We start from the raw sequence: 23,292 nt of genomic DNA on the forward strand, positions 1-23,292 counted from the left end.
GGAGGGGCGGGCGGGCTCAGCCGCGCGGAGGCTGGCGGTCGCCGGGCGGGCGGGCGGCCTGGCCGCGGCGCTCGGCGCGGTTCGCGAACTCCCGGGCCTGCTCGCGCTCGAAGTGCTGCGCCTGCTTCTGCTGGTCGTACTCGGTGTACGCGTCCACGATGCGGCCGACCAGGCTGTGGCGCACCACGTCCTCGCTGGTCAGGCGCGAGAAGTGGATGTCGTCGATGCCGTCGAGCACGCGCGTCACGAGGCGGAGTCCGCTCGCGCCGGTCGGCAGGTCGACCTGGGTGATGTCGCCGGTGACGACCATCTTGGAGCCGAAGCCGAGGCGGGTGAGGAACATCTTCATCTGCTCGGGCGTCGTGTTCTGCGCCTCGTCGAGCACGACGAACGAGTTGTTGAGCGTGCGCCCGCGCATGTAGGCGAGCGGTGCGACCTCGATCGTGCCGGCCGCGAGCAGCTTCGGGACGATCTCTGGGTCCATCATCTCGTTCAGCGCGTCGTAGAGCGGGCGCAGGTACGGGTCGATCTTGTCGGTGAGCGAGCCTGGCAGGTAGCCCAGCCGCTCCCCCGCCTCGACCGCCGGGCGGGTCAGGATGATCCGCTCGACCTCCTTGCGCTGCAGCGACTGCACGGCCTTCGCCATCGCCAGGTAGGTCTTGCCGGTTCCGGCCGGGCCGATGCCGAAGACGATGGTGTTCTGATCGACCGCGTCGACGTACTCGCGCTGCCCGAGCGTCTTGGGCCTCACGCTCCGTCCGCGTGCCGTGAGGATGGCCTGGCCGAACGCCTCGGCCGGGCTCACCGGCCCGCCGTTCTGCAGGATGCGGGCGGACTCGCGCACGCCCTCCGGGTCGAGATCGTGCCCGCTCGCGGTCATGCGCACCAGTTCTTCCACCAGGCGCGTCGCCGCGGCGACGGGCTCGCGCTCGCCGTCGAGCGTCACCTCGTTGCCGCGCACGTGCACCCGGACATCGGGGAATCGTCCTTCGACCGCTCGGATGAGGCGGTCCTGGGGTCCGAGGAGGCGCACCATCGCGACTCCGTCGACGGCGACGACGCGCCGCGTCGTCTCGGACGCGTCCGCGCCGGGGGCGGGACGCTCGTCGGGGCTCGCGCCCGTGTTCTCAACCGGTGGCAAGGGAGCCTTCCGTCTGGTGGCCGCCCAGGACGTGGGCGTGCACGTGGAACACGGTCTGGCCCGCCTCTTCGCCGGAGTTGAAGACGAGGCGGAACTGACCGTTGCTGTGGGCGTCGGCGAGCGACTGGGCGACCTGCACCATCTCGGCGAGCAGGGCGGGATCGGCGGCGGCGAGGGCGGCGACCGTGGCGTGCTCCTGGGTCTTCGGGAAGACGAGGAGGTGGACGGGCGCCTTCGGCTCGATGTCGGTGATCGCGAGGATGCGCTCGTTCTCGAACACCACATCGGCCGGGATCTCGCCCTGGACGATGCGCGTGAAGACGGTGGGTTCGCTCATGCACTCATCTTAAACGGGGCCCGTGCGCGACGGGCGCCGCGTTCGCCCACGGCACCCTGCTCCGGCGCTCCGAGGCGGCTGTGGAGGAGCGTCACCAGCGGCCCAGGCGGGCCGAGAGGACGGCGATGGCAGCGGGACCTGCGGTCGAGGTGCGCAGGACGGAGTCGCCGAGCGCGACGGCCTCGGCGCCCGCCTCCGCGAGCAGCCGCAGCTCCTCCGGAGCGATGCCGCCCTCGGGCCCGACGACGAGCACCAGGTCGCGTCCGTCCGGGACCACCTGGGAGAGCCGCGCCTGCGCCGAGGGCTCGAGGACCAGCACGCGGGACGTCGCGGCGCGCGCGACGAGACCGCGCACCTGCTCGAGCGGCGCGACCTCGGGCACCCGGGGGCGCAGCGACTGCTTGCTCGCCTCGCGCACGATGGCCCGCCAGCGCTCGCGCCCCTTCTCCTCCTTCGGGCCCGACCACCGCGAGATCGACCGCGCGGCCTGCCACGGGACGACCTCGTCCACCCCGAGCTCGGTCGCCGCCTGCACGGCGAGCTCGTCGCGGTCGCCCTTCGCGAGGGCCTGGACGAGGACAAGGCGCGGGGACGGAACCGGGGACTCCTGCACCGACTCCACGACGAGCACCACTCGCGCCGGCTCCGCGCTCTCGACGACCGCGGTCGCGACGAGTCCGCGCCCGTCACCGACCCGGACGCTCTCGCCCGCGCGGATCCGGCTGACGGTCGCGGCGTGCCGTGCCTCCGCGCCGGTGAGAGCGAGCCGGCCCCCGACGACGAAGCCCTCGGAGTCCAGCGACTCGTCGATGTAGTGGTGCGCCACGGGCTCAGCCCAGGAAGCGGTCGCGGAGCTTCGAGAAGAGGCCCTGCTGGAAGTGGGTCAGCGCGGGCTTCTGCGGCTTGTAGTGCTTCGCGAGCTCCTGGACCAGCTCCCGCTCGCGGTGGCCCAGCTTCGTCGGGGTGACGACCTGGATGCCGATGCGGAGGTCGCCGCGTCCGCTGCCCCGCAGGCGCGTGACTCCGCGTCCCTTGATCGTGACGATCTCGGTGCTCTGCGTGCCCGGCTTGATCTCGATCTCGATGTCGCCGTCGAGCGCCTTGAGCGACGCCGTGGAGCCGAGGATCGCGTCCGTCATCTGCACCTCGAGGGTGCAGAGCAGGTCGTCGCCGTTGCGGCTGAAGACGTCGTGGTGCTTGACCTTGATCTCGAGGTACAGGTCGCCGTTGGGGCCGCCGGCCGGGCCGACCTCGCCGCTGCCGGGCATCTGCAGGCGCAGGCCCGTGTCGACTCCCGCGGGGACGTCGACGGGGATGGTGCGGCGGGCGCGGACGCGTCCCTGGCCCTGGCAGGTGGAGCAGGGGGTCGCGATGACGGTGCCGTAGCCGCGGCAGGTGCCGCAGGGGCTCGCCGTCATCACGTTGCCCAGGAGCGAGCGGACCGTGCGCTGGATCTGGCCGGAGCCGTGGCAGATGTCGCAGGTCACCGGCGAGGTGCCGGGCTGGCAGCACGAGCCCTGGCACGTCTCGCAGAGCACCGCCGTGTCGACCTCGAGGTCGCGGTGGGTGCCGAAGATGACCTCGTCGAGCGAGACCTCCACGCGCAGCAGGGCGTCCTGGCCGCGCTCGCGGCGGGAGCGCGGCCCGCGGGACGAGCCCTGCGCGCCCTGCCCGAAGAAGGTCTCGAAGATGTCGCCGAACCCGCCGAAGCCCTGGCCGCCGCCGCCGAAGCCCTCCTGGGGCCCGCGGTCGTACTGCGCCCGCTGCTGGGCGTCGCTCAGGACGTCGTAGGCGTGCGTGACGAGCTTGAAGCGCTCGGAGGCGTCCGCGCTCGGGTTGACGTCGGGGTGCAGCTCGCGGGCGAGTCGGCGGTACGCCTTCTTGATCTCGTCGGCGGAGGCGTCGCGGTCGACGCCCAGCACTTCGTAGTGATCGGCCACAGGTGGCTTCGTCCTTCGTTCGTGGGTCGGTGGGCCGGGCACGGCGCACCGGGGGGATCCGGCGGGGGCCGGGAGGTCGGGCCTACTCCTCGCCGAGGAGGCGGGAGAGGTAGCGGGCGACGGCGCGCACCGCGGTGATGTTGCCGGAGTAGTCCATCCGGATCGGGCCGAGCACGCCCAGGCGCGAGACCTGGCCGCCCGCGGTGTTGTACCCGCTCGTGAGCACCGAGGTCTCCTGCAGCCCGAACGGCGCGTTCTCGCGGCCGATGCGCACCGAGATGCCCCGGGGGTCCGGGGTCATCTCGGCGAAGAGGCGCAGCAGCTCCACCTGCTCCTCGATCGCCTCGAGCACGGGGTAGATGCTGCCCGAGAAGTCCTCCTCGGTGCGGACGAGGTTGGCGGCGCCGGCCATGACCAGGCGGTCCTGCCGGTTGGCGCCGACCTGCTCGAGCAGGGTCTGCACGATCGGCGTCAGCACGTGGCGCCGCTCGGGGCTGAAGCGCTCCGCGACGGAGCCGAGCGTCTCGGCCGCCTGCTGGAGCCCGAGGCCCAGCACGGCCGTGTTGAGCTTCGCGCGGATCTCGCCCAGGAGCGCGTCGTCCACGTCCTCCGGGGTCTCGAGCACGCGCTGGTCGACCCGGCCGGTGTCGGTGATCAGCACCGACAGGAGGCGGCGGGGAGCGAGGGCGACGAGCTCCACGTGGCGCAGCCGCGCGGCTCCGAACGACGGGTACTGCACGAGCGCGACGCTGTTGGTGAGCTGCGAGAGCAGGCGGACGGTCTTGACCAGCACCTCGTCGAGGTCCGGGCTCTGCCCGAGGAACGTCTCGATCGCCTGGCGCTGCGCGGAGGTCAGCGGGCGGAGGTCGGCGAGCTGGTCGACGAAGAGGCGGTAGCCCTTGTCGGTCGGCACGCGGCCGGAGGACGTGTGCGGAGCCGCGATCAGCTCCTCCTCCTCCAGCTGGGCCATCTCGTTGCGGATGGTGGCGGCCGAGACGCCGAACGCGTGGCGCTCGACGATCGACTTCGAGCCCACCGGCTCCCGGTTCGCCACGTAGTCCTGCACGATCACGCGCAGGACCTGGAGACCGCGCTCCGTGACCATACGACCGACCTCCCGCCGGACTCCGAGTGCCCGCGGGCACGACCGTCTGCGGCGCTGACGCCGCGCGGAGCCTGGCACTCCGCAACTCTGAGTGCCAATCATAACCGGGAGGCGGACCGCCCGGCGGGGTTGCGCCGGGATCGGCCGGGGTGCACTCCTGCAGGGCCGCGGGGAGGAGCCCCGTCATCCCCGAGGAGGAGGTCCCGCGCGGCCCGGTGCGGAGGGAGTCGGCTCATGCCACGATGGACGCCGAGCGCACGGGGGACGCCCGTCGCCGCCGCCGGAACGGAGACCATCATGTCGGCCACCCCTCCCCCGCCCCCCGTCTACGGGACCCCGGCTCCGCCGCTGAACCCGGCGGACGAGAAGACCTGGGCGATCGTCACGCACGTGACCGGCATCTTCTTCAGCTTCCTGCCCTCGCTGATCGTCTTCCTCGTCTTCAAGGGGCGCGGACCGTTCCTCGAGGCGCACGCCAAGACGGCCCTCAACTTCCACCTGACGACGCTGATCGCCTACGTCGCCGGGACGATCCTGTCCTTCGTCCTCGTCGGCTTCATCGTGTTCCTGGTCGTGCCGATCCTGGTGATCGTCTTCGCGATCATCGCCTCGGTGCGCGCCAGCGCGGGCGAGTACTACACGTACCCGCTCAGCATCCCGTTCTTCAAGTAGCCGCGGCACCGGGGCGGCGGTGCGCCGGCCGCCCCGGGAGCCGGCCTCAGCCGTCGGTGAGGCGGCGCACGACCGCGTCGGCCAGCAGACGGCCGCGCAGGGTCAGCACGATCCGGCCGCCGAGCGCCGCCCGGCCGTCGACGAGGCCGTCGGCGATGAGCCCCGCCACCTCGCTGCGCCGACCGGCGTCGATCGCGTCGATGGGCAGCCCGTCCGCCAGGCGCGAGCGCAGCAGCACGTCCTCCACACGCCGCGTGCCCGCGTCGAGCGTCTCACGCCCGGCAGCGGGCGAGACCCCGGTGCTCAGCCGGTCGGCGTAGGCCGCCGGGTGCTTCACGTTCCACCAGCGCACGCCTCCGACGTGGCTGTGCGCACCGGGACCGACGCCCCACCAGTCGTGGCCGAGCCAGTACGAGAGGTTGTGCCGGGAGCGGTGGGCGTCGTCGCGCGCCCAGTTGCTGACCTCGTACCAGGAGTACCCGGCAGCGGCCAGGCGCGCGTCGGCGAGCTCGTACATGTCGGCCGTGAGGTCGTCGTCCGGGGTCGCGACCTCGCCGCGGCGGATCTGCCGGGCGAGCTTCGTGCCGTCCTCCACGATCAGGGCGTAGGCCGAGAGGTGGTCCGGCCGGTTGGCGAGCGCGGAGTCGAGCGACCGCTCCCAGTCGGCCAGGGACTCCCCCGGCGTGCCGTAGATGAGGTCGAGGCTGACCTGCAGGCCGGCCTCCCTCGCCCACTCGACCACGAGCGGGACCCGCTCCGGGTCGTGGGTGCGCTCGAGCGTGGCGAGGACGTGCGGCACGGCCGACTGCATCCCGAAGCTGACGCGGGTGAAGCCCGCCTCGGCCAGCGCGCGGAGGTAGGCGGCGTCGACGGAGTCCGGATTCGCCTCGGTGGTGATCTCGGCGTCGGGCGCGACCCCGAAGTGAGTGCGGAGGCCGCCCAGCATCCGCACCAGGTCGCCGGCGGGCAGGAGGGTGGGCGTCCCGCCGCCGAAGAAGACCGTGCGGGCGGGGCGCCGGGGCAGGCCCGCGCGCTCGAGCACGTCGGCGCCGAGAGCCATCTCGGTGATCGCCTCGTCGGCGTAGTCCTGCTGCTTCGCCCCGCGGAGCTCGGTCGCCGTGTAGGTGTTGAAGTCGCAGTAACCGCAGCGGACCCGGCAGAACGGCACGTGCACGTAGAGGCCGAGGTCCCGCTGCTCCACGCCGTCGACGACGGACGCGGGCAGTCCGCCGTCGAGCGGAGCAGGATCGGCGATCGGGAGGGCGCTCCCCACGTCAGCTGACGCGCGCCGGCAGCAGCGCGCGCAGGTACTTGGCGACCTGGCGCTTCTGCACGGCGCGCAGCACCGGCGCGCCCAGGCGGTAGAGACGGGTGGAGGGGCGCGAGAAGACCCGGATGACGAGCCAGACCGAGTCGTCCGCGCGCTTCTCGACGACGAAGGACTCCTCGCCGCTCTCGGGGTGGCCCTCGAGGGTGCCGTAGGCGAAGCCGACCTGGTCGGGCTCGTCGACGACGTAGACCACGCGGACCGGGGCGTCGAAGACGCGGCCGAGCAGGGTCACGCGGAGCACGGCGGTCACGCCGGCGGTGATGTAGGGGGTGCCGTCGGGAGCGAAGTGCTCCTCCGTCGGCCGGCTGACGAGGTCGATCGGGGTGCCCGCCGCGTCGAAGTTGACGCCGGTGTACTGCACGCCGCTCCCGCTGGTGATGTCGGTCACCTCGATGCCGCTGCCGCGCTGCACGCCCCAGGTCATCAGGGAGGCGGTGGTGATGGCGAAGCGCTCGTCGCCCGAGCCGAGACGGGCCTCGAAGCGCTCGGCCGTGAAGCCGTCCGGCGGGTACTCGAGCAGGTCGGGTGCCAGAGTGCCGCCGACCGCCGCGTAGGTGACCTGCGGCTGGCCCTCGAAGTTGGAGCGGCGGATGCTCACGTCCCGACCTTCTTCCCGGACTCCTCGAGCGCGGCGCGCGTCGAGTCCGCGTGCCGGGTGGTGCTGTCCATCCGACCCAGCGTATCCGACCGTCGGCGCCCCGAGCCGGGAACGACCGAGGGCCCTCCCCCGCCGGAGCGGGAGGAGGGCCCTCGACGTGGTGCGGGTCGGGTCAGCTGCAGGGAGTCAGCTTCTGGACGGCCGGCGACAGGGTGCCGGTGCCGCCGAGGAGGACGACGCGCGTCGCTCCGCCGGCCTTGATGTCCTGCAGCACCTTGACCGGCACGCAGGTCGGGGGCACAGCGAAGAGGGGGCTCCCCGTGCGCCCGGCGGCCGCGGCTCCGGCCAGGGCGTCGGGGAAGTTCTCTCCGGTGGCCAGGAACACGGTCTTCGACCCGCGGGGGAAGGCCGCCCGGTTGAGCTGCTCCGAGGTGTCGTAGCGGTCGACCCCGCCGATGCGGGTGACGACCGGTCCGGCCGGCACCGTGAGGGAGTTCTGGATGCCGGCGCTGATCGACAGCTCGGAGCCCGCGATGGTGAGCACCGGAGGCCGGAGCCCCCTCAGGATCCCGACAGTGGTCGGGTCGGCCGCCGGGAGGCCGCCGTTCACGAGGACGACGGGGGCCGAGTTCTTGCCCGCGGCGGCGGTGGCGCTGAGCGCGTCGGGGAACTTCTCGCCGGTCGCGAGCCAGGCCCCCTTCGGTGAGCCGCCTCCGAAGGCGCTCTCGATGATCTTCCGCGACGTGTCGTAGCGGTCGGTGCCTCCGAGGCGGAAGACCCTCCCGTTCGCGTACTGGCCGAGGTCGGTGGCGAGGGCGTCGCTGACGCTGAGGTCGGAGCCGACGACGACGATCCGCTGGGGCTTGAGACGGGTGAGCTCGTCGCGGACGACCTGGCTCACCGAGTCGCGGTCGACCAGGAGGAGCGGGCCGCCCTGCTTCGCGGCGGCGGGACCGGCGCTGAGCGCGTCGGGGAAGTTCGCGCCGGTGGCGATGTAGACGACGGGGACGCCGGGGGTGTCGAAGGTCGCCTTCGAGATCTCGACGGCGGTGCCCTGGCGGTCGGTGCCCGCGAGGCGGACGACCTCCGGGCCGGTGCCCGGCGTCGGCGTCGGGGTGGTGGTCGACGGGACGACGCGCAGCGGCGCGCGCACGATGACGCCGGTGCCGGAAGGCTGCTCCCCGCCGCGGCTGAGTCCCTTCACCTCGACCGACGGGGCGCCGAGCGGCGTCGTGTCGCTGAAGTTGAGGTAGCGGTCGAAGAACTCCTGGGTCGGACGGATCGCGATGCCCCGTCCGCCCTCGACGACCGTGGGGGCGGCCTTCAGGCGGCCACCGTCCTCCGTTCCGACCGTGGCGCTGAGGCCCGAGAGGTCGAAGAAGCCGGGGACACCGGAGTCGAGGACGATGACGTCGCCCGCGCCGGCCTCGGTGACAGTGCCGCCGCCGGCCCAGAATTCGCCGCCGGCGCGCTCGGAGGAGGTGGACGTCGACAGGTCGAGGTCGGCCTCCGCGGACCCGCTCGCAGCAGTCACCTCGAGGGCGGCGGAGAGGGCGAGGACGAAGCCGGTCCGGTCGATGCCGGACGGAGCGTAGGCGTCGGCCGCCTTCTTCTCGGAACCGTTCAGGAGGAGCGACAGCGAGGTGCCGCCGAAGGAGCCAGCGGCGCGCCCGATCGGGATGTCGATCGAGTTGGTGGCGGTGTCGACGACGGATTCGCCGCTCGCGAGGTCCGTCGCGGTGCTGCCCAGCTGCCACGTCACGACCCGGTAGCCGGGGTGCGACCACTCGGTGAAGGTGTCGGGAGCGGTGGAGTCGGGCAGCTCGACGGTCAGCGTGGTCGCGTCCCCGGGCACCAGCAGCGGCTCGGTGCCGCCGAACCGGGCGCTGTCCGACCAGGAGTAGGGCGCGGGCGCGACCGGGATCACCTTGTTCGCTGCCGAGGCCGGTCCCGCCGCCACCAGCGATCCCGCTGCGACGGCCGCGATGCTCGCGAGCGCCGCCCCCGTCCTGATCCAGCGCTTCCTCGTGCTCGTAGGCACCACGGACTACCACCCTTCGTCATGGTGGAGGACCGGTCGTCGACGCTGCAGCCCCCCGTGCGGATCGGTCTCGATCCACGGCCGCGTCCTGGCGTCCGAAAGCTATCGGTCCGCTGTGAGGCGCCGCAATCCCCGCGGACACGATGTCCCGGACGGGGGGTGCGTCACCCGTCCGGGAGGGGGGACGGGCGCCGGCGACGGGGCTCGCGCTACTTCTTGTCCTTGGTCTCGACGTCGCCCGAGAGCGCGGCGATGAACGCCTCCTGGGGGACCTCGACGCGGCCGACCATCTTCATCCGCTTCTTGCCCTCCTTCTGCTTCTCGAGGAGCTTGCGCTTGCGGGTGATGTCGCCGCCGTAGCACTTGGCCAGGACGTCCTTGCGCATCGCGCTGATCGACTCGCGGGCGATGATCCGGGCGCCGATGGCGGCCTGGATCGGCACCTCGAACTGCTGACGCGGGATCAGCTTGCGCAGGCGCCCCGTCATCAGCACGCCGTAGGCGTAGGCCTTCTCCCGGTGCACGATCGCGCTGAACGCGTCGACCTGCTCGCCCTGCAGCAGGATGTCGACCTTCACGAGGTCGGCCTCCTGCGAGCCGGCGGGCTCGTAGTCGAGCGAGGCGTAGCCGGCGGTCTTGGACTTGAGGTTGTCGAAGAAGTCGAAGACGATCTCGCCGAGGGGCATGTGGTAGCGGATCTCGACCCGGTCCTCGCCCAGGTACTCCATGCCGATCAGGGTCCCGCGGCGGCTCTGGCAGAGCTCCATGATCGTGCCGACGTAGTCCTTCGGCGCGAGGATCGCGGCCTTGACGATCGGCTCCGTGACGGCGGCGATCTTCCCGACGGGGAACTCGCTCGGGTTCGTGACGGTGACGGTCTTCTTGTCCTCCGTCGAGACCTCGTAGATGACCGAGGGCGCCGTCGTGATGAGGTCGAGACCGAACTCGCGCTGCAGGCGCTCGGTGATGATCTCGAGGTGCAGGAGGCCGAGGAAGCCGCAGCGGAAGCCGAAGCCGAGCGCCACCGACGTCTCGGGCTCGTAGACGAGCGCCGCGTCCGAGAGCTTGAGCTTGTCGAGGGCCTCGCGCAGGTCCGGGTAGTCGCTGCCGTCGATCGGGTACAGGCCCGAGAAGACCATCGGGAGCGGCTCGGTGTAGCCGGGCAGCGCCTGCGTCGCGGGCTTGGACGCCGTGGTGACGGTGTCGCCGACCTTCGACTGGCGCACGTCCTTCACACCGGTGATCAGGTAGCCCACCTCGCCGACCGCGAGACCCTGCGTCGCGACGGGCTCGGGGCTCGACACGCCGATCTCGAGGATCTCGTGCGTGGCGCGGGTCGACATCATCTGGATCTTCTCGCGCGGCGAGAGCTTGCCGTCGATCATCCGGACGTAGGTGACCACCCCGCGGTAGGCGTCGTACACGGAGTCGAAGATCATGGCGCGCGCAGGGGCGGAGGGGTCGCCGACGGGCGGCGGGATGAGCTCGGTGACGCGGTCGAGCAGCGCCTCGACGCCCATGCCGGTCTTGCCGGAGACGCGGAGGACGTCGTCCGGGTCGCCGCCGATCAGGCTCGCGAGCTCCTTCGCGTACTTCTCGGGATCCGCGGCCGGCAGGTCGATCTTGTTCAGGACCGGGATGATCGTGAGGTCGTTCTCGAGCGCGAGGTAGAGGTTCGCGAGCGTCTGGGCCTCGATGCCCTGCGCCGCGTCGACCAGGAGGATCGCGCCCTCGCAGGCCGCCAGCGAGCGGCTGACCTCGTAGGAGAAGTCGACGTGGCCCGGAGTGTCGATCATGTTCAGGGCGAACGTGCGCCCGTCGCGCTCCCACGGCATCCGCACGGCCTGCGACTTGATCGTGATGCCGCGCTCGCGCTCGATGTCCATGCGGTCGAGGTACTGCGCGCGCATCGCCCGGTCCTCGACGACACCCGTGATGCCGAGCATCCGGTCGGCGAGGGTGGACTTGCCGTGGTCGATGTGGGCGATGATGCAGAAGTTGCGGATGGACGCCGGATCGGTCGCGGCGGGCTCGAGCCCGGAGTGTGCACGTGGAGACATCGTGGGACCAGTGTCCCATGCCCGGCGGCGGAGGCCGGGACCGGCGGCTACAGATCGAGTCCGTAGGTGCGGGTGGGCTCGACGCCGGGCGGGTTCTCCCGCTCGCCGAGGCGGACGAAGCCCATGCTCTCGTAGAGGGCGTGCGCGGTGGTCATCAGCGTGCCGCTGTTCATCACGACCCGCTGGAGGCCCCGCTCGGCGGCGAGCATCACGACGAACTCCGTGAGCAGCCGCCCGAGACCCCGCCCACGTGCCTCCGGGGCGACGGCGAGCAGCCGCCAGTCCAGCTCGCCGGGGCGCCCGAGCTCGTACAGGTTCGCGCCCGGGCGCGCAGTGGTGACCGTGGCGAGGATCCGCCCGTCGCCCTCGACGGCGACCCAGACCTCGCCCTCGACGTCGTGCCGGGCGACCGCTGCGACGTCGGCGGCGTACTCCTCCCCCAGCTCGTAGTCGTGGGCGTAGGCGGCGAGCCGCAGGCGCGAGACCTCGTCGTACTCCTGGGCCCGGACGCGCCGGACCAGCACCTCGGCGGCGCTCATCCCCGCACCGGGGCCGGGAGGGCGCGCAGCCCGTGCTCCAGCGCGGCGGGGTCAGCGGCGAGGCAGACGCGGATCCAGCCCTCGCCGGTGCGGCCGAAGGCGCTGCCGGGCGCGACGGCGACGAGGGTCTCGAGGAGGAAGGACTCGACCCACGAGGCGACGTCCCCGCCGGTCGCGTGCGCCATGTCGATCCACAGGTAGAACGCGCCCTCGTGCTCGCGGTAGGCGATCCCCCGCTCGTCGAGCACGCCCGTCGCGAGCCTCAGGTTGGCGAGGTAGTGGTCGGAGGCGGACGCCACCGCGTCCTGCGGCCCGGTCAGAGCGGCGAGGGCGGCGCGCTGGTCCGGAGTGGCGACGCAGCTGATCGCCGCCTCCTGCACCGTGACCATGATCGACGTGAAGCCGGGAGGCGTCACGAGGTAGCCGACGCGGACGCCGGTCATCGCGTAGGTCTTCGAGAAGGAGAAGACGCTGAGGACGCGGTCGGCGTCGTCCCCGCGCTCCTGCGCGATCGCCGCGAGGCTCACGTGCGGGCGCCCGTAGGTGAAGTACTCGTAGACCTCGTCGCTGAGCACCCACAGGTCGTGGCGCCGGGCGATGTCGAGCAGGCGCTCGAGGACCTCCCTCGGGAACACCACGCCGAGCGGATTGGACGGGCTGTTGACGATCAGGACGCGGGTCCGGTCGGTGATCAGGCGCTCGACCTCCTCGGGATCGGGGAGGAAGGCGTTCTCAGCGCGCAGCGTGTACGGCACGGGGACGGCGCCGATGGTCCGCGCGTTGGTCGTGAAGACGGTGTAGCCCGGGTCGGGGATGAGCACCTCGTCGCCGGGCCCGAGCAGGAGCGTCATCGCCTGGTGCAGCGCCTGCGTGGCGCCGACGGTCACCCAGACCTGCTCGACGTCCGCCTCGATGCCGTTGTCCCGCGCCAGCTTCTCGACGATGGCGCGCCGGAGCTCGGGCACGCCGCCGTTGGGCCCGTAGCGGGTGTCGTCGGCCGCCCACGCCGCCCGTGCCGCCTCGATGATGTGCGGCGCGGTCGGCACGTCGGGCTCGCCCACCGCGAGGAGGGTGACTCCGTCGAGCCGCAGCGCGATCTCGAACAGGTGGCGGATGCCCGAGGGCGGCACCGCGGAGAGGTGATCGGCGAGACGGGGCACCGGCGTCACGTTACCGGCGGGCCCGGACCGCGAGACGCCACGGCGGTCCGCCTCCCCCGGCGTGTCGCCCCGGCGGCCCCGACCCGGACGGCGCCGCCTCCGCGGGCGCGGCGCGGTTGAAGGGTGACGACGGGTGCGCTAAAGTTCCTTGTTGGCTTGCGCTCCCCCTCCGGACACCCGGCAGGCGTGGAGTGATCAGAAGCCGGCGACCTCCAGTCGCACCGCAGGGCGTTCAGACGCCCGCGGAAGGGGCACTCCGTCGAGTAGCCGGCTGCACACACGCACATCCGAGAAGAAGGTAATCCACGTGGCAAACATCAAGTCGCAGATCAAGCGCAACCTCACCAACAAGAAGGCGAACGAGCGCAACAAGGCCGTCAAGAGCGAGCTGAAGACCGCCATCCGCTCGGTCCACACCGCCATCGCCGCCGGCGACACCGAGAAGGCCGGCACCGCCCTCGCCTTCGCCGCCAAGAAGCTCGACAAGGCCGCCAGCAAGGGCGTCATCCACAAGAACCAGGCCGCGAACCGCAAGTCGGCCATCGCGAAGCAGGTCGCCGCGCTGTAGTACTGCGCGAAGCGGAAACGACGAAGGGTCCGGCCTCTGGCCGGGCCCTTCGTCGTTTCCGCTTCGCGGTCGACGGGCTCCTCGTGCCTCGTCGCCCGTCGCGCAGTCGGCTTCCGCGCTTGGTTGCGGTGGGAGGAGCGGGTTGCGTTCCGGGTACGACGATCCGCTGACACGCGGATCGCCGGTGACCCTGCGAGGGCATCGTCCGGCTCTCGATCGGCTGCGGCCCGGTCCGCTACCGCGGAGGGTCGCGGGGGGAGGAGCGGAGAGCGTTTCGGGGTACGACGATCCGCTGACACGCGGATCGCCGGTGAGCTGTGCCGTCTTCGACGGGCTCCTCGTGCCTCGTCGCCCGTCGCGCAGTCGGCTTCCAGGGGTGGTCGCGGTGGGAGGAGCGGGTTCCGTTCCGGGTACGACGATCCGCTGACACGCGGATCGCCGGTGACCCTGCGGGGTCGTCGTCCGACTCTTCGTCGGCCGCGGTGCGACCCTGCGAGGGGAGGTGATCCAGTCACTGCTGGTCGAGTGGCCGCGGAGCGGCCTATCGAGACACGCCGGGGACGAGGTCGGTGCGGATCGCGGGAGCAGGGCCTTTCGGGCGGGTCAGAGGCCCCGTGCGGAGACGACGGAGACCATGCGCTCGAGGGCGTACACGGGGTCGCGGGTGGCGCCCTTCACGTTCGCGTCGGCGTCGGCGACCGTCAGGATCGCGGTGCCGAGGCCCTCGCCGGTCCAGCCCTGCAGGTCGCGCCGGGCCCGGTCCACCTGCCACGGAGCGAGGCCCAGACGCGAGGCGACCTGGCCCGAGCCCTCGCGCGAGCCGGCGACCTTCGCCATGGTCCGCAGCTTGCTCGCGAACGCGGCGACGATCGGTACCGGGTCGGCACCGGAGGCGAGGGCGTGGCGGAGCCCGAGCAGCGCCTCGCCGTGACGGCCCGCGATCGCGGAGTCGGCGACGGTGAAGGCCGTGGTCTCGACGCGGCCGCCGTAGTACTTCGCCACGGTCGCCTCGGTGATCTCGCCGGTGACGTCGGACAGCAGCTGCTGGCACGCCGACGCGAGCTCGTCGAGGTCGTCGGAGAAGGCAGACACCAGGGCTCGGACGGCACCGGTGGTCGCCGTGCGGCCGGCGGTGCGGAACTCGGCGATCGCGAAGTCGACCTTGTCGCTCTCGCGCTTGAGCTCGGCGCAGACGATCTCGATGCCGCCGCCCGTGCCCGAGCGGATGGCGTCGAGGAGCTTCTTGCCCCTGTTGCCGCCGCTGTGGCGGAGCACCAGGGTCGCCCCGTCCGCGGGCGCCGAGAGGTAGTCGAGGGTCTCGAGGAGGAACGCGTCCGTGCACTTCTCGACGTTCGAGACGCGGATGAGGCGGGGCTCGTCGAAGAGGGACGGGCTGGCGAGCGTCAGCAGCTCGCCCGGCGCGTAGCCGCCGGCGTCGATGTCGCTGACCTCGAGGCTCGGATCCTCGGCCCGGAGGAACTCGCGGAGGAAGCGCAGCGCGCGGTCGGCGAGGAACTGCTCCGGGCCGGTGATCAGCACGATCGGCGCCGGCCGGGTCTGGTTCCAGGCGAGCTGCGGGATCGCCGCCTTCGAGGGCGCTGCCTTCGCGCGCGCCGGGGCCCTGCCTGCCATGCCGTGTCCTTCCGTGCCGCGCCCGTCCGAGCGCCCTCCACCCTACGGCCCGCTCACGGCGCCCCGAGGCCGCCGCGGGAGCCGTCGCGCCGCTCACCCAGACCGCGATCCCGTCGCTGCGGGACGCGAGCACGACCGTACCCTCGACATCCGACCTCAGCGCCTCGACCCCGCGCTCGGCCAGCAGAGCGAGGAGCGACGGATTCGGATGTCCGTAGTCGTTCTCCACCCCGACGGAGATCAGCCCGACGCTCGCGCCGAGCGCGTCGTAGAGGGCGGGCGACTGGTCGGCGGAGCCGTGATGCGCGACCTTGACGACGTCGACCCGGCCGACCGGCAGCCGGGAGACGCGTCCCTGCTCCTGCTCGCCGAGGTCGCCCAGGAGTGCGACGGAGAGCGGGCCGCCGCGGGCGTCCGGGCCGATGTCGACCCGGAGGGTCACGCTCGCCTCGTTCCCCCGCAGCGCGCTCCGCCGCTCCGGCCACTCGACCCGCCAGCGCAGCGAGCCGAGCGCGCCGCTGTCGCCGCGGACCGCCTCCTGCACGGCGACCCCCGCGCCGGTGAGCGCCGCCCGGTCGCGCTCGTCGTCGCGGCCCGCGGCGGGCCCGACGAGCGCGGCGTCGGTCCGTCCGAGGACGGCCTGGAGCCCGCCGACGTGGTCGAGGTCGTAGTGAGTGAGCACCAGCAGCGGGATCCGATCCACTCCCATCAGGCGGAGGCAGGCCTCGAGCGGTGCGGGCTCGGGCCCCGTGTCGACGAGCAGCACGCCCGCGTCTCCGCGGAGGAGGACCGCGTCGCCCTGCCCGACGTCGCACATCGCGACACGCCAGTCCTCGGGAACCGAGGCGGCGCGGAGGAGCGGCGTGGCGACGGTGGTGCCGCCGGCGGCCGCGATCGCGCACGCCAGCCCGACGGCGGCGATCCGGCGCACCCGCGCGAGCCGCGGCGACTGCGTGACCAGCACGAGGGCGAGCAGGGTCAGCACGGTGAGCGCGAGCGCTCCTCCCACTCCGGGCCACCAGGCGATCCTCGGGGCGGGCCACGAGTCGACGGCGCGGGCGATCGAGGCGATCCACCAGGCGGGGACGGCGGCGAGCCGGATCGCCGCGTCGGCGGCTCCGGGCCACCAGGGAGCGAGCAGGCAGCCGATGAGCCCGAGCCCGGTCGCGGCGGGTGCCGCGGGCTCGGCGAGCAGGTTGGCGAGCACTCCGTACACCGGCACCGACGGGTCCACGAGCAGCAGCACGGGCTGGCAGGCGAGCTGCGCCGCGGTCGGCACCGCGAGCAGCAGGGCGAGAGGCCGGGGCAGCACCCGACCGAGAGCGCCCGCGATCGGCTCGGCGAGCAGCAGGAGTCCGGCGGTGGCGAGGACGGACAGCACGAAGCCGAGCCTCCCCGCGATCGAGGGGTCGGCGGCCACGAGGAGGACGACGGTCGCGAGCAGAGCGGGCACGGCCGCTCCGGAGCGACGCCCGAGCCGCGCGAGGAGGACCACCGTCGCCATCACGGCGGCCCGCACCACGCTCGGCTCGGGGGTCACCAGCACGACGAAGCCGGCGAGCAGGGCGAGGGCGGCGACGGTCCGGAGGCGGCGCCCTGCGCCGAGGAGCGCCGCGATCGTCCAGCCGGCGACCACCACCACGGCGCAGTTGGCGCCCGAGACGGCGGTCAGGTGGGTGAGCGACGCGGTGCGCATCGCCTCCTCGAGCCCCGCGTCGAGCGCGGACGTGTCGCCGGTCGCGAGGCCCGGCAGCAGACCCGCCACGTCGCCGCCGACCAGCGCCGCGCGTTCGAGGAAGCGCGAGCGCAGCACCTCCGCGACGGCCGCCGCTCCCCCGGGACCGCGCCGGTCCTCGACGGACGCCGCTCTCAGCATCGTCGCCTCGCCGACGGGCCCCTCCTGCGCGGCAGCACGCGCCTCCAGGTCGAGCTCGGCGCCCACGGGCAGACGACCGCCGGGATCGGCGAGCAGCACGCGGACGGGGGCCGCGGTCGACGCGTCTCCCACCCGCAGCGCCGTCGCGTCGAACCACACTCCCCCGGTCGCGAGCGGTCGGGCACCCGTGTCGACGCGCACGGTGACCGGAGTGAGGGCGCGATCCTCCTGGGCCTCCCGCAGCGACGCCGGGTGGCCACCGGGCGCCGCAGCGACGACGGAGGTGAGGGCCAGGGCGGCACCCGCGCCCGCGACGAGCACCGCTCCGACCAGCCGCCCGCCGAGACCGCGCCGGAGCAGGACGCACGCCGCCCCGAGGAGCACCCAGCCCGCGGCGCACCACGAGAGGCCCCCGTCGAGCACTGCCGCGACCGGCAGCATCCCGGCCGCCCACGCGGTGGTCCACGCGGCCACCGCTGCAGGCAGGAGCCGCAGGTCCGCCGCCCGCACGCTCCTCACGGCGCGACCTGGTCGCGGAACGCGGCGAGCGTCTTCTCGCCGATCCCGGGGACCTCGAGCAGCTGGTCGACAGAGGAGAACGGGCCGTTCGCCTCCCGGTGGGCGACGATCTTCTTCGCGGTCGCCGGGCCGATCTCGGGCAGCTCCTCCAGCTGGGCCGCCGTCGCCGTGCTCAGGCTCAGCACGGACCCCGCGGCGGAGGCTCCTCCCGGAGCGGATCCGCCCGGAGCCGCTCCCGCCGCGGCCGACGTCGCTCCCACGGCCGGCACGACGATCTGCTCGCCGTCGACGAGCCTCCGGGCCAGGTTGACCGCCGCGCGCTCCGCCGACTCCTGGAACCCTCCGGCGGCGGCGACCGCGTCCGCCACCCGCGCCTCAGGCGACAGGACGTACAGCCCCGGAGAGGCGACCTCCCCGGCCACGTGCACGTACAGCGACTCGACCGCCGCAGCAGCGGGCGCACTCGTCGACACGGCGGGCTCCAGGACCCGCTCATGACCGCTCGACCGCGCTCCCGCGAGCAGCACCGCGACCACCGCGGCGCCGATGACGAGCACGACCGCCGCTCCCACTCCCACGCGCCAGCGCGGGCGGGCGCAGCGGGGCCGCAGCAGCGCCGTCAGCTGCTCGTCGTCCGTCCCGCTGGTCTCTGGCATCCGCCGACGGTAGGACCCGCGTCACCGCCCGGCGCGGCCGCAGACACCGATCCGGGGACAGCCCGCCGGATCGCCTCCCTGTGGAGGAGAGGGCAGCACCGGCGCAGGACGCACGACGGGGCCCCTCCCGCGAGAGGAGGAGCCCCGTCGGGACGGATCGGCGGCTAGACCGCCTTCGTCACCAGGTTCACCAGGCGCGGCGCGCGCACGATCGCCTTCACGACCTCGCGGCCGACGAGGGCCCGGGCGACGCCGGCCGTGGCCCGCGCCTTCTCCTCGAGCTCGTCGGAGGAGATCTTCGGCGAGACCTCGAGCCGGTCGCGGACCTTGCCGTCGACCTGCAGGATCGCCGTGACCTTCTCCTCGACCAGCAGCGACGGGTCGGCCTTGCGCCACAGCGCGTGCGCGACGGTGCCCTCGTAGCCCAGGCGGTGCCACATGTCCTCGGCCGTGTACGGCGCGAACAGGTTGAGAGCCATCGCGACCACCTCGACCGCCTCGCGGACCGCGGGGTCCCCGGCCCCGGCACCCGAGTCGACGACCTTGCGGGTCGCGTTGACGAGCTCCATCAGCCGCGCGACCACGACGTTGAACTTGAACGCCTCGATCAGCGACGGGGACTCCGCGAGGAACCGGTGGGTCTGGCGGCGCAGAGCCGCGTCGCCCGACTTCCACTCGACGTCGGGCCTCGAGGTGACGTCCTTCGCCAGGCGCCAGGCGCGGGCGAGGAACTTCGCGCTGCCGCCGGGCGAGACGTCGGCCCAGTCGATGTCGTCCTCGGGCGGGCCGGCGAACGCCATCGTCAGGCGCACGGCGTCGACGCCGAACTCGTCCAGCTGGTCCGAGAGGCGGACGATGTTGCCCTTCGACTTCGACATCGCCGCGCCGTCCATCTGCACCATGCCCTGGTTGAGCAGCGCCGTGAAGGGCTCCGTGAACGACACGTAGCCCAGGTCGAACAGCACCTTGGTGATGAAGCGCGCGTACAGCAGGTGCAGGATCGCATGCGTCACGCCTCCGACGTACTGGTCGACGGGCGCCCACTTCTCGGCGAGCTTCGGATCGAAGGCCTGCGTGTCGTCCTTCGGCGAGAGGAAGCGGAGGAAGTACCACGAGGAGTCGACGAAGGTGTCCATCGTGTCCGGGTCGCGGCGCGCGGGCGAGCCGTCCACCGGGTGCGGCACGTTCACCCAGTCCTCCGCCGCTCCGAGCGGCGACGAGCCCTTCGGCTGCAGGTCGAGGCCGTCGGTGGAGGGCAGGACGACGGGCAGCTGGTCCTCGGGCACCGGCACGAGCTCGCCGTCGGCTCCGTGGATGATCGGGATGGGGGTGCCCCAGTAGCGCTGACGCGAGATCAGCCAGTCGCGCAGGCGGTAGTTCTTGGCCGAGCGGCCGCGGCCGCGCTCCTCGAGCATCCTGATGACGCGCTCGATGGCGGTGCGCTTGGAGAGCCCGTCGAGCGGCCCGGAGTTGATCAGGCGGCCGTCGCCGGTCAGCGCCTCGCCGGTCGTGGCGGGGTCGAGCGAGTACTCCTTCTCGAGCGCGGCCAGCTCCTCCGGGTCCTCCGGGATGACCGGGATCGCCCCGGTGACGGAGGCGTTGGTGTCGACGACCACGCGCACGGGCAGGTCGAAGGCGCGGGCGAAGTCGAGGTCGCGCTGGTCGTGCGCGGGCACGGCCATGACGGCTCCGTGGCCGTAGTCGGAGAGGACGTAGTCGGCGGCCCAGATCGGCAGCCGCTCGCCGTTCACGGGGTTCACCGCGTAGCGGCCGAGGAACACGCCGGTCTTGGGGCGGTCGGCGGTCAGGCGCTCGATCTCGCTCGACTTCTGCACCGTCTCGAGGTAGCTGCGGAACGCGTCGCGGATCGCGGGCTCGGAGCCCTCGACCAGCTCGGAGGCGAGGTCGGAGTCGGGCGCGACGACCATGAAGGTCGCCCCGTAGAGCGTGTCGGGGCGCGTGGTGAAGACGGTGACGCGCTCGTCGCGGCCCTCGATCTCGAACTCGACGTCGGCGCCGATGGAGCGGCCGATCCAGTTGCGCTGCATGGCGATGACCTTCGACGGCCAGGAGCCCTCGAGCTGGTTCAGGTCGTCGAGCAGCCGGTCGGCGTAGTCGGTGATCTTGAAGTACCACTGCGTGAGCTTCTTCTTGACCACGACCGCGCCGGAACGCTCGGAGGTGCCGTCCGCGAGGACCTGCTCGTTCGCCAGGACCGTCTGGTCCACCGGGTCCCAGTTGACCCAGCTGTCCTTGCGGTAGGCGAGGCCCTTCTCGTACATCTTGAGGAACAGCCACTGGTTCCACTTGTAGTACTCGGGGTCGGAGGTGTGCAGCACGCGGTCCCAGTCGAAGGACGCGGCGTAGCGCTTCATCGAGCGCTTCTGCTGCTCGATGTTGTCGTAGGTCCAGGTGACCGGGTTCAGCCCGCGCTTGATCGCGGCGTTCTCGGCGGGCAGGCCGAAGCTGTCCCAGCCGATCGGGTGGAGGACGTTGAAGCCCTGCTGGCGCCAGTAGCGCGCGATCACGTCTCCGAGCGCGTACGCCTCGGCGTGGCCCATGTGCAGGTCGCCCGAGGGGTACGGGAACATGTCGAGCACGTACTTGCGGGGGCGCTTGTCGTCGGGGTCGTCCGTCGCGAACGGGCGCGTCTCCTCCCAGATCGGGAGCCACTTCTCCTGGAGCGCTCGGAAGTCGTAGCGCTCCTCGTCGCTCGCGCCGGTCTGCCGGGAGGTGTCTTCTGCCACAGGTGCTTCTCACTTCTGAAGGAGGGGGAGAACGCGCACGCGTGGGCGGCTGCGTTCGACCATCAACCCTACTGGCCCCGCGCGCACGGCAGACGAACGCGGCGCCCGCTCACTCCTCGGCGGCGCCCAGCACCGCGAGGAGCGCCCGCGCCTTCAGCCGCGTCTCCTCGACCTCCTCCTCCGGCACCGAGAGCGCGGTGATGCCGCCGCCGGTCCCCAGGCGGGCGCGCTCGCCGTCGAGCACGAGGGTGCGGATCGTCATCGCGAGGTCCAGCGAGCCGTCCGAGCCCAGGCGGCCGAAGGCGCCGGAGTAGACGCCGCGGGGACCGCCCTCCCACTCCCGCAGCAGCTCCACCGCCCGGCGCTTGGGCGCTCCCGTCATCGAGCCGGCCGGGAAGAGGGCCGCGATCAGCTCGGCGATCCCGACGCCCGGCGCGCGGCGGGCCGAGACCTCGCTGACCAGCTGGTGGACGTGCGGGTAGCTCTCCACCTCGAGCAGGCGGTCGACGACGACGGAGCCGGGGGCGGCGATCCGGGCGAGGTCGTTGCGGACGAGGTCCACGATCATCACGTTCTCGGCCCGCTCCTTCACGCTCGACACGAGCTCGTCCCGGAGCGCGCGGTCCTCGTCGGCGTCCCGGCCCCGGGGGCGCGTGCCCTTGATGGGATGCGTGGCGACGCGTCCGTCGGCCCCGCCGGTGAGGAACCGCTCGGGCGAGGCGCTGACGAGCGCGAGCGGGCCGAGGCGGATCAGCCCGCCGTGATGGCTCGGGCTGGAGCGGCGGAGGCGACGGTACGCCTCGACCGGATCGAACCGGCCCTCGACGACGATCTCGTCGGTGAGGCAGAGCTGGTAGGCGTCCCCCGCGCGGATGGCCTCCTGGCAGCGGCCGATCAGCGCCGTGTACTCGGCGGCGGAGTGACGGCGGACCGGGACGCCGGCGGGCTCGGGATCCGCGGGGTCCGCGGGTGCGGGCGCGCCGACGAGCTCGAGCAGGCGCACGGTGAGCTCCTGCGCGTCTCCTGTCGCGACCAGGCGGACGGTCCGGGTGCCGTGGTCGAACTCGAGCACGGGGTCGCCCCGGAGCAGGGCGAGAGCGGGCGGATCCGCGGGGCCGGTCGGCGCCGAGGACAGGGAGACGGAGGCGGCTCCCGCCTCGTAGGAGATCCAGCCGTAGCGGCCGAGCGCGCGGTCGCCCGCCGGGGCCTCGTCGTCGACCGCGGCGAGCGCCGCCGCCACGTCGCCGCCGGCCTCGACGAGGAGCACGTCCTCGCGGGCGCACGCCCCGAGGTAGGAGCGGCCGCTCGTCGCTCCGAGGCCCGAGTCGAGCCAGAACGACGCCTCGGCGGTGGCGAACAGGGCGTGGTGCGCGAGCTCCGGATCGACCCAGGGCAGCTCGACCGAGCGGACGTGCCGATCCTCCGAGACCACTGGGCTAGCGTAGGCGGTCGTGGACGGCGAGCAGGTTCGGGAGTGGGACGGGCGGGCCCTGGCGAGCGTTCCCGAGCCGCCCGGGACCTCCCTGGACGCGGCCGACTCCTGGCTGGTGGACGAGGGCCGGGTCCGCGGGCTCGACCTGCACCGCGAGCGGTTCGCCGCCTCCGTCGCCTCGGCGGGCGGGCACCCGGACGTCGAGGCGTTCCTCGACGCCGCGATCGCCGCCCTGCCCCGCGAGGGCCGGTCCTTCCCGCGCGTCGAGCTCTCGGGAGGCGCCCTGCGGCTCCGGCTGCGACCCGCCCCGCCGACGACCCGCTCGGTGGTGCTGTGGACGAGCCCCGTGGATCCGCGCCGGACACCGTCCTGGAAGGGCCCGGACATCGCACGTCTCGCCCTCCTGCGCACGCGCGCGCACTCCGCGGGAGCGGACGAGGCCGTGCTGCTCGACGCCGAGGGCGCCGTCATCGACGGAGCGAGCAGCGCGATCCTGTGGTGGCTGGGCGATGCGCTGGTCGTCCCTCCGGCGACGAGCACCCGCGTGCGCAGCGTGACGGCTCGGACCGTCTCGGTGCTCGCCGGCGCGCTCGGCGTGGACGTGATCGAGGCCCCGGCCGAGCCGGAGTCGCTCGAGGGCCGTGAGGTCTGGACGGCCAACGCCCTGCACGGTCTCCGGCTGGCGACCGCCTGGGCGGACGGACCGGCGCTCGCCGCGGAGCCGGGCCGCCTGGACGCCTGGCGGAAGCGGCTGGACGCTCTCAGGCGGCCCCTCCCTGCGCTCTGACCCGCGGAGGACCTCAGCTCCCACGCGTCCCCCAGACGGAGGGCCCCCGTTCCGGTCGCACTCGTGCGTCCGCCGTGCGAGCATCGAGTACCCCCTCTTCCGGCCCCCGCCGGCCACTCGAGAAAGTCCTGCGATGACGCGTTCCCCCTCCC

General features: G+C 73.0%; 18 protein-coding genes and 1 pseudogene. 3 read left to right on the forward strand and 16 right to left on the reverse strand.

Translation table 11 applies throughout. From position 1 onward, the window contains the following. Positions 1-16: 16 nt before the first annotated feature. The 5 genes from C5C10_RS15740 to hrcA form a co-directional block, all read right to left on the reverse strand. Entirely contained in the window at positions 17-1,036 is a 1,020-nt protein-coding gene (locus C5C10_RS15740; RefSeq protein WP_104225204.1) for a PhoH family protein, read from the reverse strand. A 91-nt stretch (positions 1,037-1,127) separates the two neighbouring features. Further along, positions 1,128-1,478: an HIT domain-containing protein gene (locus C5C10_RS15745; RefSeq protein WP_104225201.1), complete on the reverse strand. Its 351-nt coding sequence runs from the start codon at positions 1,476-1,478 to the stop codon at positions 1,128-1,130. Between the two features lie 91 nt (positions 1,479-1,569). After that, complete coding sequence (locus tag C5C10_RS15750) at positions 1,570-2,304, reverse strand: 16S rRNA (uracil(1498)-N(3))-methyltransferase (protein ID WP_104239705.1); 735 nt, start codon at positions 2,302-2,304, stop codon at positions 1,570-1,572. Positions 2,305-2,308: 4 nt separating this feature from the next. Further along, entirely contained in the window at positions 2,309-3,418 is a 1,110-nt protein-coding gene (gene dnaJ / locus C5C10_RS15755; RefSeq protein ID WP_104225203.1) for a molecular chaperone DnaJ, read from the reverse strand. An 82-nt stretch (positions 3,419-3,500) separates the two neighbouring features. Beyond that, positions 3,501-4,523 carry a heat-inducible transcriptional repressor HrcA gene (gene hrcA, locus C5C10_RS15760; RefSeq protein ID WP_104223131.1) on the reverse strand — a complete coding sequence of 341 codons (1,023 nt, stop codon included), beginning with the start codon at positions 4,521-4,523 and terminating at the stop codon, positions 3,501-3,503. Positions 4,524-4,820: 297 nt separating this feature from the next. On the opposite strand from hrcA, the gene C5C10_RS15765 reads away from it, so the two are divergent. After that, entirely contained in the window at positions 4,821-5,195 is a 375-nt protein-coding gene (locus C5C10_RS15765; RefSeq protein ID WP_104223130.1) for a DUF4870 domain-containing protein, read from the forward strand. A gap of 46 nt (positions 5,196-5,241) precedes the next feature. On the opposite strand, the gene hemW is transcribed toward C5C10_RS15765, so the two are convergent. The 6 genes from hemW to C5C10_RS15795 form a co-directional block, all read right to left on the reverse strand. Then, positions 5,242-6,468: a radical SAM family heme chaperone HemW gene (gene hemW / locus C5C10_RS15770; RefSeq protein ID WP_104329736.1), complete on the reverse strand. Its 1,227-nt coding sequence runs from the start codon at positions 6,466-6,468 to the stop codon at positions 5,242-5,244. Position 6,469: 1 nt separating this feature from the next. After that, positions 6,470-7,123, reverse strand: a complete 654-nt coding sequence (locus C5C10_RS15775; protein ID WP_244229440.1) for a DUF1990 family protein — start codon at positions 7,121-7,123, stop codon at positions 6,470-6,472. A 172-nt stretch (positions 7,124-7,295) separates the two neighbouring features. Further along, positions 7,296-9,164: a cell wall-binding repeat-containing protein gene (locus C5C10_RS15780; RefSeq protein ID WP_181073491.1), complete on the reverse strand. Its 1,869-nt coding sequence runs from the start codon at positions 9,162-9,164 to the stop codon at positions 7,296-7,298. Positions 9,165-9,373: 209 nt separating this feature from the next. Further along, positions 9,374-11,224, reverse strand: a complete 1,851-nt coding sequence (gene lepA, locus C5C10_RS15785) for a translation elongation factor 4 (protein WP_104223127.1) — start codon at positions 11,222-11,224, stop codon at positions 9,374-9,376. Positions 11,225-11,271: 47 nt separating this feature from the next. Continuing rightward, complete coding sequence (locus tag C5C10_RS15790; RefSeq protein ID WP_104223126.1) at positions 11,272-11,763, reverse strand: GNAT family N-acetyltransferase; 492 nt, start codon at positions 11,761-11,763, stop codon at positions 11,272-11,274. Further along, on the reverse strand, positions 11,760-12,923 hold the full coding sequence (locus tag C5C10_RS15795; RefSeq protein WP_104329738.1) for a pyridoxal phosphate-dependent aminotransferase: 1,164 nt from the start codon (positions 12,921-12,923) through the stop codon (positions 11,760-11,762). The genes C5C10_RS15790 and C5C10_RS15795 overlap by 4 nt, the downstream gene beginning before the upstream one ends. 307 nt (positions 12,924-13,230) lie before the next feature. On the opposite strand from C5C10_RS15795, the gene rpsT reads away from it, so the two are divergent. Then, a complete protein-coding gene (gene rpsT / locus C5C10_RS15800) occupies positions 13,231-13,491 on the forward strand; it encodes a 30S ribosomal protein S20 (protein WP_097165711.1) in 261 nt (86 codons plus the stop codon). A 603-nt stretch (positions 13,492-14,094) separates the two neighbouring features. Here rpsT and holA read toward each other — a convergent pair. The 5 genes and pseudogenes from holA to pabB all read right to left on the reverse strand — a co-directional run bounded on the left by holA (position 14,095) and on the right by pabB (position 22,353). Further along, positions 14,095-15,123 (reverse strand): DNA polymerase III subunit delta, encoded by a 1,029-nt coding sequence (gene holA, locus C5C10_RS15805; RefSeq protein WP_104329739.1) that lies wholly within the window; start codon positions 15,121-15,123, stop codon positions 14,095-14,097. A gap of 568 nt (positions 15,124-15,691) precedes the next feature. Next, a pseudogene (locus C5C10_RS18460) lies at positions 15,692-17,440 on the reverse strand (ComEC/Rec2 family competence protein); the annotation flags it as partial. Positions 17,441-17,514: 74 nt separating this feature from the next. After that, positions 17,515-18,174, reverse strand: a complete 660-nt coding sequence (locus C5C10_RS15820; RefSeq protein ID WP_104329740.1) for a ComEA family DNA-binding protein — start codon at positions 18,172-18,174, stop codon at positions 17,515-17,517. Positions 18,175-18,338: 164 nt separating this feature from the next. Next, a complete protein-coding gene (gene leuS, locus C5C10_RS15825; RefSeq protein ID WP_104225642.1) occupies positions 18,339-20,921 on the reverse strand; it encodes a leucine--tRNA ligase in 2,583 nt (860 codons plus the stop codon). 109 nt (positions 20,922-21,030) lie between these two features. After that, positions 21,031-22,353, reverse strand: a complete 1,323-nt coding sequence (gene pabB, locus C5C10_RS15830) for an aminodeoxychorismate synthase component I (protein ID WP_104329741.1) — start codon at positions 22,351-22,353, stop codon at positions 21,031-21,033. Between the two features lie 19 nt (positions 22,354-22,372). Between pabB and C5C10_RS15835 the strand changes: the two genes are divergently transcribed. Beyond that, on the forward strand, positions 22,373-23,140 hold the full coding sequence (locus tag C5C10_RS15835; RefSeq protein ID WP_258060625.1) for an aminotransferase class IV: 768 nt from the start codon (positions 22,373-22,375) through the stop codon (positions 23,138-23,140). Positions 23,141-23,292: the final 152 nt, after the last annotated feature.

The organism is Rathayibacter sp. AY1A3, assembly GCF_002930975.1.
Lineage (GTDB): Bacteria > Actinomycetota > Actinomycetes > Actinomycetales > Microbacteriaceae > Rathayibacter.